Source organism: Schleiferilactobacillus harbinensis, assembly GCF_008694105.1.
Lineage (GTDB): Bacteria > Bacillota > Bacilli > Lactobacillales > Lactobacillaceae > Schleiferilactobacillus > Schleiferilactobacillus harbinensis.
In genome coordinates this window covers 2,878,722-2,892,730 of sequence record NZ_CP041364.1, presented here as the reverse complement: position 1 = coordinate 2,892,730, position 14,009 = coordinate 2,878,722, and the positions used below count along the sequence as shown (strand labels likewise).

Annotated in this window: 12 protein-coding genes; 6 read left to right on the top strand and 6 right to left on the bottom strand. The window is 52.6% G+C overall.

Translation table 11 applies throughout. The annotated features are described in order from the left end of the window. The first annotated feature begins 1 nt into the window (after nucleotide 1). On the top strand, nucleotides 2–1,636 hold the full coding sequence (locus FMM01_RS14290; protein WP_150392968.1) for an extracellular solute-binding protein: 1,635 nt from the start codon (nucleotides 2–4) through the stop codon (nucleotides 1,634–1,636). A gap of 77 nt (nucleotides 1,637–1,713) precedes the next feature. Then, nucleotides 1,714–3,351 (top strand): type 2 periplasmic-binding domain-containing protein, encoded by a 1,638-nt coding sequence (locus FMM01_RS14285; RefSeq protein WP_150392967.1) that lies wholly within the window; start codon nucleotides 1,714–1,716, stop codon nucleotides 3,349–3,351. A gap of 140 nt (nucleotides 3,352–3,491) precedes the next feature. On the opposite strand, the gene FMM01_RS14280 is transcribed toward FMM01_RS14285, so the two are convergent. The 6 genes from FMM01_RS14280 to FMM01_RS14255 are packed head-to-tail and all read right to left on the bottom strand — an operon-like array spanning nucleotide 3,492 to nucleotide 8,804. Continuing rightward, nucleotides 3,492–4,970 carry a helix-turn-helix domain-containing protein gene (locus tag FMM01_RS14280; protein WP_190973388.1) on the bottom strand — a complete coding sequence of 493 codons (1,479 nt, stop codon included), beginning with the start codon at nucleotides 4,968–4,970 and terminating at the stop codon, nucleotides 3,492–3,494. Then, a complete protein-coding gene (locus FMM01_RS14275; protein ID WP_150392965.1) occupies nucleotides 4,859–5,482 on the bottom strand; it encodes a hypothetical protein in 624 nt (207 codons plus the stop codon). The genes FMM01_RS14280 and FMM01_RS14275 overlap by 112 nt, the downstream gene beginning before the upstream one ends. After that, the gene (locus FMM01_RS14270) at nucleotides 5,483–5,671 is read right to left on the bottom strand and encodes a hypothetical protein (protein ID WP_150392964.1); all 189 of its coding nucleotides are present in this window, start codon (nucleotides 5,669–5,671) and stop codon (nucleotides 5,483–5,485) included. A gap of 43 nt (nucleotides 5,672–5,714) precedes the next feature. After that, nucleotides 5,715–6,383 (bottom strand): YesL family protein, encoded by a 669-nt coding sequence (locus FMM01_RS14265; RefSeq protein WP_150392963.1) that lies wholly within the window; start codon nucleotides 6,381–6,383, stop codon nucleotides 5,715–5,717. A gap of 24 nt (nucleotides 6,384–6,407) precedes the next feature. Further along, nucleotides 6,408–8,288 carry a beta-N-acetylhexosaminidase gene (locus FMM01_RS14260; protein ID WP_150392962.1) on the bottom strand — a complete coding sequence of 627 codons (1,881 nt, stop codon included), beginning with the start codon at nucleotides 8,286–8,288 and terminating at the stop codon, nucleotides 6,408–6,410. Nucleotides 8,289–8,339: 51 nt separating this feature from the next. After that, nucleotides 8,340–8,804: a hypothetical protein gene (locus FMM01_RS14255; RefSeq protein ID WP_146994225.1), complete on the bottom strand. Its 465-nt coding sequence runs from the start codon at nucleotides 8,802–8,804 to the stop codon at nucleotides 8,340–8,342. 167 nt (nucleotides 8,805–8,971) lie between these two features. Between FMM01_RS14255 and FMM01_RS14250 the strand changes: the two genes are divergently transcribed. The 4 genes from FMM01_RS14250 to FMM01_RS14235 are packed head-to-tail and all read left to right on the top strand — an operon-like array spanning nucleotide 8,972 to nucleotide 13,897. Continuing rightward, nucleotides 8,972–10,309: an alpha-L-fucosidase gene (locus FMM01_RS14250; protein ID WP_186810159.1), complete on the top strand. Its 1,338-nt coding sequence runs from the start codon at nucleotides 8,972–8,974 to the stop codon at nucleotides 10,307–10,309. A 16-nt stretch (nucleotides 10,310–10,325) separates the two neighbouring features. Next, complete coding sequence (locus tag FMM01_RS14245) at nucleotides 10,326–11,300, top strand: ABC transporter permease (protein WP_150392960.1); 975 nt, start codon at nucleotides 10,326–10,328, stop codon at nucleotides 11,298–11,300. A gap of 24 nt (nucleotides 11,301–11,324) precedes the next feature. After that, nucleotides 11,325–12,245, top strand: coding sequence for a carbohydrate ABC transporter permease (locus FMM01_RS14240; protein ID WP_146994239.1), 921 nt, complete (start codon nucleotides 11,325–11,327; stop codon nucleotides 12,243–12,245). Between the two features lie 14 nt (nucleotides 12,246–12,259). After that, nucleotides 12,260–13,897, top strand: coding sequence for an extracellular solute-binding protein (locus tag FMM01_RS14235; protein ID WP_146994228.1), 1,638 nt, complete (start codon nucleotides 12,260–12,262; stop codon nucleotides 13,895–13,897). Nucleotides 13,898–14,009: the final 112 nt, after the last annotated feature.

The following is a 14,009-nucleotide window of genomic DNA, read 5'->3' as shown; positions in this document are numbered from 1 at the left end:
CATGAAACTGAGTCGATTATTCTCTATTGTTGGCATCAGCGCCCTCACCGTATTGGCCCTGGCCGGGTGCGGCAGCGCTTCGAACAAGACCGCATCAAGCGGCGATGCTAAGGTCGCCACCAGCGGCTTTCCCATCGTGGAAGAGCCATTGCCAATGTCCCTGATGGCGCCCAGTGTCGGAGCGGCCAATTGGAACGATATGGCCACCCTGAAAGATTACGCCAAGAAGACCAACATCAAGCTGAAATTCAATACACCGCCTTCGTCCGACTTCTCCACCAAACTGAACCTGGCCTTTGCTTCCCAAGACTTGCCGGATATTATCTACGCGGCGGGGAGTGCCCTCACGCCCGCCAACGAAGTATCTTACGGTAAGAATGGGCAACTGGTACCGTTAGAAAAACTGATTCCCAAGTATGCACCAAACTTCAATAAATTGATGAAAGAAAACCCGATGATTCGCCAGTCGATCACTACCCCCGACGGACACATCTACGCCCTGCCCTACATCGCCAAAGACACCACGGCCTCCTGGTACATCGGCCCGATGTGGTACAACGGCGAATGGCTGAAGAAGCTGGGCGTCAAAACACTGCCGAAAACTACAGATGAATTGTACGCTCTCTTGAAACGGTTCAAGAATGAAGATCCTAACGGCAACGGCAAGGCCGATGATATTCCGTTGACTGACGTCAAAATGAATGTCGCTCGAATCTGGTTAATGCCCGCCTTCGGGCTGCTCACCCAGGATGTCCAAAATGATGGAGATAAAGTCTTCTATACCCCCATCGACAAGCGTTACAAAGCCTATCTGACTTACATGCACAAACTGTTCGCAGAAGGACTGCTGGATAAGGATACATTCTCCCAATCCGATGACCAGAAGAAGGCCAAGGGCCAAGCCGATCGGCTAGGACTATTTTCCGATTACTTCTCCTACTTCACCACCGGCCGCACTGTTGATGAGTCCATGAACGATCCAATGTTCCAACCGCTCACCAGTCCAGAATCCCCGAAGGCCATCGTACCGATGAACCCGCGGATCAACCGGGGCGACTTTGCGATCACGAAGAATAACCCATCCCCAGCTGCCTCACTGCGCTGGGTAGATTACTTCTATTCCAAGAAGGGCTCACTATATCTGAACCAAGGCCCTGAAGGGTATATGTGGAACTATGCCAAGAATAGCCAGGGTGATAAGGTCAAAGTCACCGCCAAGGGAATCACCGACGAAAATTCGGAAGATAAGCGAAGTAAGATTACCCCGGCATATGGTCTTACTGCACCGATGCTGACTGCTGACTGGGATGACGCCGCTGTGCGCAAGAACCCGGACGATAAGATCGTTGTTTCCGGCTTCACCAAATGGGTGCGGAACGAAACCAAGGAAAAGATCGACCCATACGGCCGCATCCCCTATCCGCTGGTTTACCTGACAAAGGATGAACAAGATTCCGTCGCTTCCTCTGCCAATGACTTGAAGACGTTTGTGGAAGAATCCGAAGCGAAGTTCATTACCGGTGTCACTCCCCTGTCCGACTGGGACAAGTATGTTAAGACCATCAAAGGGATGAACGTGGACCAATACGTCAAGGTGTACCAAGCTGCTTACGACCGTTGGAAGAAAGCTAACTAACCACTGTTTCAATCCAACACCTGAGACACGCCGCCTGGATGTATCTCAGCGTTGCTGAATGAGAAAGGAGCCGCACTATGAAATTCAGTCGATCACTCACCATCATCGGCGTCGCTACCTTGACTGCTTTAGCCCTGGCCGCCTGCGGTAATTCTTCCAGCAACTCCGCCACCAGCGGAACTGGGAACATCACCGTGGCTGTCTCAGGTTTTCCAATCGTCAAAAAGCCGCTGACAATGTCCATCATGGCCCCTAGTATGGGCAAAACCAACTGGAGCAATATGGCGGCACTGAAAGAATACGCCAAAATGACCAATATTCAGTTGAAGTATAATACCCCGCCGACTTCTGACTTTTCGACCAAACTGAACTTGGCCTTTGCTTCCCAAGACTTACCGGATATCATCTATGCCGCAGGCAGTGCGCTAACCCCTGCGAACGAAGTATCCTACGGGAAAAATGGCCAATTAGTACCGCTGGAAAAGTTGATTCCGAAGTACGCTCCGAACTTCAACAAACTAATGGAAAAGAATCCAGCGATTCGCAAGTCAATCACTACGCCGGACGGTCACATTTATGCCTTGCCTTACGTGGCGGAAGATACCATTGCGTCTTGGTATATCGGACCACTCTGGTATAACGGTGAATGGCTGAAGAAGCTGGGCGTCAAGACCTTGCCCAAGACCACCGATGAATTCTATCAGCTCTTGAAGCGGTTTAAAACCGAGGATCCTAATGGCAACGGTAAAGCCGATGAGATTCCCCTGACGGACGTCAAAATGGACGTCGCCCGAATTTGGCTGATGCCGGCCTTCGGTTTGCTCAGCCAAGACGTCCAAAACGACGGCGACAAAGTCATCTACGCACCGATTGACAAGCGCTATAAAGCGTATCTGACTTTCATGCATAAGTTGTTTGCAGAAGGACTGCTGGACAAGGACACCTTCTCCCAATCCGATGACCAGAAGAATGCGAAGGGCCAGGCTGACCGGTTGGGTGTATTTGCGAACTACTTCTCCTATTTCACAACCGGCCGAACAACAGACCAGGCTATGAACGACCCCATGTGGCAGCCGCTCACTAGTCCAGAATCCCCGAAGCCAGTCATCGCCATGAGTCCCCGCATCAACCGCGCAGACTTTGCGATCACGAAGAACAATCCGTCGCCAGCAGCCGCTTTACGTTGGGTCGACTACTTCTATTCCAAAAAAGGTTCGCTGTTCATCAACCAAGGGCCAGAGGGGTACCTCTGGAACTACGCCACTAACAGTAAAGGCCAGAAGGTCAAAGTCATGGCCAAAGGAGTGACGTCAACGAACTCCGAGGATAAACGGGCTGAAATATCGCCCACGTATGGCTTAACCGCTCCAATGCTCACCGCCGACTGGGACGCCGACGCAATTCGGGCCAAAGCGGATGCCCCGGCTGTCAGCAACTTTACCAAATGGGTCCGGAACGAAACCAAGGAAAAAATCGATCCATACGGGCGCGTACCTTTCCCGCTGGTGTATCTGACCAAGGACGAACAGGACTCAGTCGCTGCTTCCGCTAATGACTTGAAGACATACGTGGAAGAATCCGAAGCCAAATTTATTACCGGCGTGACCCCCTTATCCGATTGGGACAAGTATGTGCAGACAATCAAGGGTATGAAAGTGGACCAATACGTCAAGGTGTACCAAGCTGCTTACGACCGTTGGAAGAAAGCTAACTAACTGCTAAGCAATAGAAACAGCGTCCAGATGTGGAAATGCAACCACATCTGGACGCTGTTTTTCTGTAGTGATCATTTCTTGCTAGATGGAAACGATGTGGGGGACACACGTCTGCTTTTCCGGCGTACCAGAACCAAGTCTCAAAGTATGGCGTCGTCATCCTTTGATCCTGCACGCTGATGCAATTGTCGATATTGCGTCGGTGTCACGCCATTGATCTTCTTGAACTTACGCGTGAAGTTAGCCACATCATAATAGCCATTGGCTGTCACGATATCTTTGATGGGCGCCTTCGTCTGCTCCAAGGCTGTCCGAATGCGGGCCATCCGCAATTCTTGGACAAAGGTCGTGAAGGTGATCCCGGTCGTTTCTTTAACAAATCGGCTCGTGTAAGGTACTGAAAGGTCGAACTTTTCAGCCACGTCAACCAACGAAAAAGTCGGCGAGCTAGCATTCTGTGAAATATACGCCCGCATTGCGGCCCCCAAATCAGCTGGGGCCGGCGTATCATCAATCGGCGGTGCGGTCAGTTTCTGAATAGTCTCGACCAGAATGGTATGCAGCTCACTGAATGACATGACGTTCAGCAGCTTTTCCACCAGCTCTTCATTGACTTGGTGATACTTCCGGTAGTCCGCCTTCAGCACCTCACTGATCAAGTTGGCCATCGGAAAATCGATCGCCGTATCCGGGCGATAATTCTGAATGGCCAAATTGAACAATGCCTCGAACGCCTCCCGAGCCATCGCTGCATTCCCCTGAGCGAGTGCGTTGGACAACTTCAATTCATTGTCCATATCAAATGGACCACCCTCGCCAGCATCGTGACGAACGGTGTAGAAGCTGACCAAATTGGCGGTCGTTGGCTGATTCGTCATCTGAGCTGTCACGGCCTCAATATACGCATCATGCAAGCTAGCCAGTTCAGTCACCGGACGTCCTGCAAACATGGCCGAACGGCTGTTAACGGCGAGTTCATCCCGCACCTGGCGCAGAATGACCCGCGGGTCCACTGCCCGGTCGTAGTTGATCAGTACGATCCCTTCTGCCCGGCTGGTCCGATGCACAAAATACACCATGTAAGAGTCCGCCACCACGGGGGCCGCCAATACTTGGTCATCCACCGCCGGTCCGTCCACCATGATCCCGATCAAATAGTTCGGGTGGAAAAAGGAAACCTGGGCAAGATGGAGCAAGCGATTCACCGTGATATCATCACTGACCCGGCCGCTGATCAGCATCTGCAAGACCTGATTGCGCACCAGCGGCAGCCGCACCCGCTCCTGGGCCACGGTAGCTTGATGATTCGCCACGTAGGCCTTAATGGCACTTTCCAATTGAACGATTTCCGATCCGGCTGGTGCGGGCGCCTGCCCCGTGGGTTGGGGCACCACTGCCGCCAGCTGCTTGATTCCAGCATACTGCCGCCGGCCCAAATACCAGATCAGAATACCGCCAGCGAGCAGCAGTCCCGTGAACAGCCACCAATAATTCAGCAGCCAGGACATTAACGGCGGCCACGGGGAGGCGGGGTCGTGACGGACAGCACCTTGAATAGATTGCCGCTGCCCTCCGCCGTCGTCACGCGCAGCTTGTTCTGCTGGTTCACGAGCTTCCAATTTTGACCGCGACTCACTGGCGGCAGTTTCATGCCAGCTAATTTAGTGTTGGACACAATTTGCCCATTCGTGAAGTCAAGCATCAACGCCTGATTCGGAACGGCCGCAGCGTCCAAAAACTCCTGACGCAATCGCGCTGCACTCATCGTGTAGAAAGCCATTCCCTTGGGTGAGGACCCCGGCGTATTCGTAATCGGCACGGCTAAGGTCAGTTGGTCAGTCTTGCCGTCTGCCGCTGGGGTAAAAATCATCCGCGGTACTGTGCTGTACAACAATTTGCGCACTTCTTTGTTTGACTCGGTACTGCCTGCCACCATGCCGTATTTATACAGTGTGGGAATCAAGTCATACGTTCCATCGGAGGAATACAGCATGCTGGGGGTCTTTTCTGAATAAAGAAAAGTTTTCTGAATCATGGGACTGCTCAAGTCGTAGCGGACCAAAGCGTTGTCCATCCGACCGTACGTGTACTGATCCTGGTCCGTGGGCGACAGCGCCGGATCCAACGCCATTTAATTCGTCGTCATCAGCAAGTGCTGGACCGTAGCGTTCATATTCCGCGTCACTGCGGCCAGGCTGCGTTCTTGGGTGGCAATGACCTCGCTGCGCTGATCATGCCATTCGCGGCCCAGCCAACTGATTGTCAAGACGGTGAGCGGCAAGATGAAGATCAGCAGGAAAGAAACGATATACGTCGTCAATAGCCGTTGCGGCCGCCGCCAGCGCAGCCATTGGCGCCAACGGCTAAGACGGTTGATAGGTCATCACCGCCTCCACATGCAAGCATGATCGGTACGAGAACCAAATCATCGGCGTTAAATACAATGGCACCAAGGCCACAAAGGTCAGGGCCGGAAAGACCACCAGGACGACTGTGGCTAGAATGGAGCCCATGATGATTGCCAGTGTGTTGCTGAATTTAGCGACTGAGATTACTAGGGCCTGGCGAAAATATTGCCAAAAATGCAAAGCGTACCGGGCATAAATGGTGAAGACATACAGCCAATAGGTGAAGACCATGATCAGCAGGACAATCAAACCGTACTGAACGATCGGCGAATGAATCACGTTTTGATTCACGATCAGATCGGCCACCAGCACGGCAATGGCCAAGGCTCCGATATAGCCAATGCCATTGATCTCCCAGAACGATTGCCGGTAGAACTGCCAGAATTCATGATACAACGCCGGAAACGTATTCCGCTGATCCCCAAACATGCTGTCCGTGGTATCGGCCTTGTGCGTCAACCGCCGCAAAATGATTTTTGTACAGGTCGCCAGCGCCGGGAATACCCCCAGTACCACCCCGCCCAGTAAAGTAAACAGAATAAACAACGCTTGCAGCTTAATACCCAATAGCAAGGCTTGGCCGGTCTTAAGCGATAGTTTGATAATTCCCCGTGGTTGCATCATTCAACACCCTTTCTTCAGTCTGCGTTATACGCCGCTGATTTTACTGACCGTGACAATGTCCGCGTACAGGCCGCGCATCACACTGTTCTTATTGACCTCGCCCAGCAGTAATTGGGGCTCGTCCAGTTCAGCAATTTTTTCGATTGCACCCTCTACCCAGTGCTGCAGCCGCCATTGGACGGTATCGATACGGCTCAGCAGACCACCATAACGGATGTCCATCACTTCCCAACCAAACGGACTGGCCAAGTCGAACCAGCAGGCTCGGTGCGCGTCCCGCAGACTCTGCAGAGCACTGCGCAGGCCAGTCAGAGCTGCAATGGCTTCAGTCATCCGCTGCTGATTGCCGTCATCATAGGCGCGGCGAATATCGGCCATCATCGTCAGCTTCAACACTAAGACCTGGGCCAACTGTGTGTAGAAGGCGAAGACGTGCTGCTGATACGGATCGGTCATCGGTTTTTGCTCAATGCCGGCTAATGTCTTGGCCAACTGTCGATAATGCCCCAGCAAGTCAACAGACTCCGTATTGGCCGCAAACAATGGGCTGAGCAAGTCTTCATATAAGACAAACTTGCTGGGGTTGGTGGCTTCGGGGTTGCCCGGTGTTAATTCCGGCAACTGATCAAAATCGTTGAGAGCGAGATAATCCGCGGCATCCTTATCTTGATACCGGGTGAAAGCGGCGCTCAATTCGTCGGCGGATACCGTATCGTGATACACCTGCTCTGCAAAATTCTGAATTGCCAGCACTGCACTGGTAAAGGGTGTTTCCCCACCGTCGTCGCCCCACATCGTCGCATAGACAGTGTCGAGCTGAGCCTGTTTAGCCGCGGCCATGCCAGCATTCATGGTGTTCAAGGCCTTGCCATAGTTCGGGGCAATGCCATTCCAAGTCCAGCACCCGGTGGCTAAACTGACCGGCCGCCCTAATTTTTTGTGTTTAGCAATCAGCTGATCGTAAATCATCTGGTCTTCATGGTAATAATCCCAATACATGAGGTCGACATCCGGAATTTGTTCTTTCAGCGTCTGGGAGAACTGGACTTGTGGATCGTAATAGCCATAGCCGGCGGCTTCAAACCACATGTCGCTCCACATAATCGGGTGCAGATTTAGTTCTTGCGTGATCGCCGTCAACCGGCGGACGTGGCGCAGCATGATCTCGGTCCGATCAACCAGCCCATGACGGTCCAGATAGACGCCGCGGCCCAGTTCATGAGCCTCATCCATCCCGATATGCACTTTATTCGTGCGAAATGGTGCTGTCGCCGCTTGGATGATCGTTTTTAAGAATTCATAGGTCTTCGGCTCATCAACCAGCAAGATGCCATTGGTGTCCCGAATTTGATTCATGAACGGCCAGCGCATGGGATTAGCTAAATGGGCCAGCGTCTGAATACACGGAATTACTTCGATCCCCAGTGCCGCGCCAAAGTCATCAACGGCCTGGAGCTCTTCTTGGGACAGGCGGCCGCGCTGATAACCCCAATATGGATACTCAGGCACTGCATAGACATCTTCCATATAAAGGAGGGCGGAGTTCAAACCCAGTTGCGCACTGAGCGCCAGTATGTCCTCCACCCCGCTCTGGGTAAGGCTGGCATTACGGGACATATCCACCATTAAACCGGCTTCATTAAATGCCGCCGATTCATCGGTATGCAGCGTTTCCCCAGCCTGCAGAGCGTGGTGCAGCGCCGTTAAGCCGCGGAAGAAGCTGGCTTGGCTGGCATAACTGATAGCGCCGCTGGTGCCGTCGCACGCCACCACTAAATGATTCTCTGTATTAGCGGTCACAGTCACCGGGATGCCCGTTACCGCCGTACTGAAGTTCAACCGCTTCGCCATAATTTCCACGCCGGTAGTATACTCAGCGGGCAGGTCAATCAAATGCAATAACATTACTGATGATTCCTCCTCATATCCTATTTGATGCCGGCTTGATCCGGATCTTCAACCATTTTTGACGGCGTTATAAACCACCATTTTTTTGATGTACCAAACACCCTGCTGCTGCACGAATTCGACGTTGGCTTCCAATACTTGCTGCCCAGTCTGACCCCGGGTTTGCTGCAGTTCATCAATTTTCGCGACGAGCTGCTGCTTTTCTTGCTTCTGCACGGTAAAGGACCGTAATTTGACCGTAGCCTGTCGTTTAGTCAAGCCTTGTTGGACAGCCGCTTTGGTCTTCGCCCGCTGTGCGGGTACGATCGTCTGCAGATAGGCATTGACATCACCCGCATTGACCGCCGCCAGGTTGCGCTTCAATACGCGTTCCGTCTTTTCAGCCGCCGCCGTGGCATGGTGCGGTTTAATATCCGCGCTGGCCGTCTGGCGATCCGTGGTAATAAATATGATGCCGCCAATCAATAGAAATACGGTCACAACTACGAGCACCATTGCACTAATTCGCCGCATGTCTTCCTCTCCTTCTATATAGTTGTCAGTTAGCGCTTACAGTCACAGTATAGAGGGGAAAGTCACTGATGACAACCAATGATAAGAAATACACAGTTGCAAGAACCACATATTGTAAGCGCTTGATACCTAGACTTGTGATTGTGAAAGTGAAAGGGGGAGCAAGCATGACTGAAGAAACGTCGCGGGGCGATATCGAGTCGACCAAAGAAAAAGAATGGACAGCAGCCGATTTTTCTCAGCTGCCAGAACACGCTCAGTTAGAAAAGAACTGGACATGGTTCCAAAATCAAAAAATCGGGGTGCTGCTGCATTGGGGTTTGTATGCCCAAGCCGGGATCGTCGAATCATGGGAACTTTCCGATGCAGATCGCTGGGCGCGTCAACCGAAAGCTTGGCGGCCGAATATGACCCAATTAAAGCAAGACTATTGGGGTTTGGCCCAGCAATTTGCACCGACGCACTATGATCCCGCCGCCTGGGCGGCCGTGTTTAAAAACGCAGGCATCCGCTACGCCATCTTTACCACCAAACATCATGATGGGTTCAACATGTATCACACCCAATATAGTGACTATCATGCGGATGCCGACTTGTTTGGCGCTTTTGCCCAGGCCATGACCCAGGCCGGCATCGGAGTCGGTGCCTACTATTCAAAAGCAGACTGGCACCATCCGGACTACTGGCGGCCGGACGGCACACCAAAGAATCGCGGAATCGATTTTGATCGCCACCAAGACCCTGAACGCTGGCAGCGTTACGTGACCTTCGTCCACCACCAGCTTACTGAACTGGCGGCCAATTATGGGCCGTTACGCATGTTATGGCTGGACGCAGGCTGGGTCGGTGATGCCCGTGAGCCGCTGGCCTTAGATCAAATCATTCCGGCATTGTGGCAAAAGCAGCCGCAAATGCTGGCCGTTGACCGCACGATGGGTGGCCGCTTCGAACAATATGTCACACCTGAGCGGCAAGTACCGGATATCCAAAATCGGCCTGTTCTGCCGTGGGAAAGCAATATTCCCTTAGCCAATAATTGGGGCTACACCCCTGGGGACACCTATAAATCCATTGGTGAGATCATTCGCACAATTTTACAGGTCGTGACCCTCGGCGGCAACATCGTTCTGGGCGTAGGCCCAAAACCGGACGGCACCCTGCCCGCTCCAGCCAGCCGCCTACTGCATCAGCTGGGCGGCTGGCTGGCACTGAACGGTCAAGGAATCTATAATACCCGGCCGGTGGCGGCAGCTGCAATTGCTGCGGCACGCCGGCAAGGGTACGCCATCACCCAAGATGATCGTGCCTACTATCTGTTCCCGCTAGCTTCAGTCCCGCCGCAAACGCTCGATCTGCATGCTCTCCACTTGCCAGATACACAGCCCATCGTCACGCGCTTAGGCTGGCAAGGCCAACCCTTCCCCGTGAAAGCGCAGCACGTGGTCCGCTTGCCCGGTTCGCTGCGGCAAAGTCTCCATCCTGGTCTGCGTATCGCAAAAGTTTAGAAAGGAGTTTATAGTCATGGCCGCATCAGTTGAAACTGTCACTAATCCGCCGCAACAAACACAACAAAAAAGAAAGCACCGTGGTCGCCTGCTGGATCTTAAACGGCTAAAGAAAAATTGGCAATTATACGTGCTGATTATTCCCACGTTCCTGTGTTTCTTGATCTTCTCCTATATTCCAATGTATGGGGTATTGATTGCCTTTAAAGACTACGTCCCGGTACTCGGCGTATGGAACTCGCCGTGGGTCGGATTTAAGTATTTCAATCAATTCTTCCAGTCCTATTATTTCTGGGACTTGCTGCGCAACACAATGGGGATCCAAATTTATGGTTTGATCGTCGGGTTCCCGTTACCTATCATCTTGGCGTTAGCCCTGAATGAAATGAAAGACGGCTTCTGGAAGAAATTCAGTCAAACCGTGACCTACGCCCCGAACTTCATTTCCGTCGTCGTCATGGGCGGGATGATCATTGCTTTCCTGGACCCGTCGACCGGTATTATCAACCACGCCATCCAAGCGTTTGGTTTGAAACCCATCGCATTCATGAATGACCCGCGCTGGTTCAAGAACGTCTACGTCCTGTCCGGGGTTTGGCAAGGAACCGGCTGGGGCTCCGTTATCTACTTGGCTGCGTTAGCCGGCGTCGATCCGGCCCTGCACGAAGCCGCCATCGTGGATGGGGCCAGCCGTCTCCAGCGGATCTGGCACATCAACCTGCCGGCGATCGTCCCAACCATGGTCATTTTGCTCATCATGAACGTCGGCAGTTTGTTCTCGATGGGGTATGAAAAGATCTTGCTGCTGCAAAATCCGCTCAATCTGTCATCGTCTAACGTGATTGCGACCTTCGTGTATAAACAAGGGCTGCTGGATGGCCAGTATAGTTACGCCGCGGCGGTGGGTCTTTTCAACTCTGCCATCAACGCCATTCTATTAATTGCTGTGAATAAGATTGCGCAAAAGGTTTCCGACACCAGTCTCTGGTAGAAAGGAGGAGTCGCAATAATGGAACTGCATTCTAACCACTTAATCAAAGATACTAAAGCCGATCGCGTCTTCAAGTTTTTCCTCTATTTGTTCATCGTTCTCGCCGTCCTCCTGGTCGTCTATCCCCTGGTCTATATCATCAGCGCCTCCGTCAGCGACCCCAACGCCGTGAACAGCGGTGCGATGTGGCTGCTGCCGAAGGGCTTCACCTGGGAAGGCTATAAGGTCATCATGAACTACCGTGATATCTGGCGCGGTTACGGTATGACCGTCTTCTATACAGTTACCGGGACCGCCGTCAGTTTGATCCTCACGATTCCCTGTGCCTACGCCATTTCCCGGAAAGACTTCTCCGGCCGGGCCTGGTTTACCAATTTCATGCTAGTGACCATGTTCGTCGGCGGCGGCCTGATTCCTTCATACTTGCTGATTCGGGCTTTGGGGTGGGTCAACACCGTCTGGGCAATCATCATCCCCGGTGCCGCCAGTATTTACAACATCATCGTGACCCGGGCCTTCTTCCAGAGCAATATTCCTTGGGAAATGCAAGAAGCGGCCATCGTGGACGGAGCCACTGACTTCCAATTGTTCTTCAAGATCGTGCTGCCCCTGTCCGCCCCAATCATCGCTGTCATGGCCCTGTTCTATGGGGTTGGCCAATGGAACAGCTACTTTAGTGCCCTGGTTTACCTCCAGGATAAGAATCTGTATCCCTTACAGATGGTGCTGCGTCAGATCTTAGTGCTGCAAGACATGCAGCAAGGGGCAGGAACCGGTCAGACGATCACCCAGTCCGCGGCCCGGGCGGCCTTCTCTGCTCAGCAATTAGTGGGTGTGATCAAGTACGGGATCATGATTGTATCGTCACTGCCCGTAATTCTGATTTATCCCTTCCTGCAACGCTTCTTCGTTAAAGGCGTACTCATTGGTTCCCTGAAAGGTTAGAGAGGAGAGACATCATGAAACTTCGTCATTTATTCTTCACCGCCGGTATCTGTGCCGCCACCGTGCTCACTTTGGCAGGATGCGGGTCATCATCTAGCGGTTCAGCCGCTGACAAGAGCGACATCAAGGTCGCGACCACCGGCTTTCCCATCGTCAAGAAACCCCTGACCATGTCCATCATGGCCCCCAGCATGGGCTTGGCTAACTGGAGCGACATGCCCACCCTGCAAGACTATGCCAAAAAGACCAACATCAAACTCAAGTACAATACCCCACCCAGTGCAGACTTTGGTACAAAGCTCAACTTAGCTTTTGCCTCCCAAGACCTGCCGGACATTATCTTTGCGGCCGGGAGCAGCAATTTAACCGCCGCCAATGAAGTCACTTACGGTAAAAACGGCCAACTTGTGGCCCTGGAGAAACTGATTCCAAAGTATGCACCGAATTTAGACAAACTCATGAAAAAGAATCCGGCGATTCGTAAATCTATCACCACCCCGGATGGCCACATCTACGCCCTGCCCTACCTGGCGGAAGATACCATCGCATCCTGGTACATCGGACCGATGTGGTACAACGGTGAATGGCTGAAGAAGCTGGGCGTGAAGACTCTGCCGAAAACAACGGACGAATTCTACGACTTGCTCAAGCGCTTCAAGAACGAAGATCCTAACGGCAATGGCAAGGCGGACGAAATTCCGTTGACCGACGTGAAGATGAATAACGCGCGGGTCTGGCTGATGGCCGCTTTCGGCCTGCTGAGCCAAGACGTACAAAACAACAATGGCAAGGTCATCTACACCCCCATCAGCAGCAACTACAAAGCTTATCTCACCTTCATGCATAAATTATTTGCTGAAGGCTTGCTGGACAAAGACACCTTCTCCCAGTCCGACGATCAGAAGAAGGCCAAGGGCCAGGCCGACCGGTTGGGTGCCTTCTGCGACTACTTCTCCTATTTCACTACCGGCCGTTCCACTGCCCAAGCGGTGAACGATCCGATGTTCCAGCCGCTGACCAGCCCGCAATCTAAGAAAACGGTGGTACCGTTGAGCCCGAAGATCAATCGCGGCAACTTCGCCATCACCAAGAACAACCCGTCACCGGCCGCTGCCCTGCGCTGGGTCGACTATTTATACAGCGATAAAGGGGCCATCTACTTCAACCAAGGTCCTGAAGGCTATGTTTGGCAGAGCGCCAAGAACAGCAAAGGCCAAGATGTCCGTGTCTTCGCCAAAGGTGTCAATCCCGACAACGTAGAAGACAAACGGGGCAAGATTACACCAGCTTATGGCTTGACTGTGCCGATGCTGTCTGCTGACCGGGACCAATATGCCCTGCGCAAAGATCCCGATGCACCAGCAGTCGACAACTTTACTAAGTTCGTGCGGAAAGAAACAAAAGACAAGATCGACCCCAATGGCCGCATCCCTTATCCCCTGGTTTATCTGACCAAGGACGAACAAGATTCCGTGGCTTCTTCCGCGAATGATCTGAAGACCTTCGTTGAAGAATCAGAAGCCAAATTCATCACCGGCGTAAAGCCCCTGTCTGAATGGGACAGCTACGTCAAGACCATCAAGGGCATGAACGTTGACCAATACGTCAAGGTTTACCAAGCCGCCTACGATCGCTGGAAGAAAGCTGATTAATCAGCGCGTTAGCGTCAATACCGCCAACACCATTGGATCAGCACCTTGATTGGATCCACAATTTTATGACAGCAACGGGCCGAGCTCACCAGGGCTGGGCTCATTGTTGCAT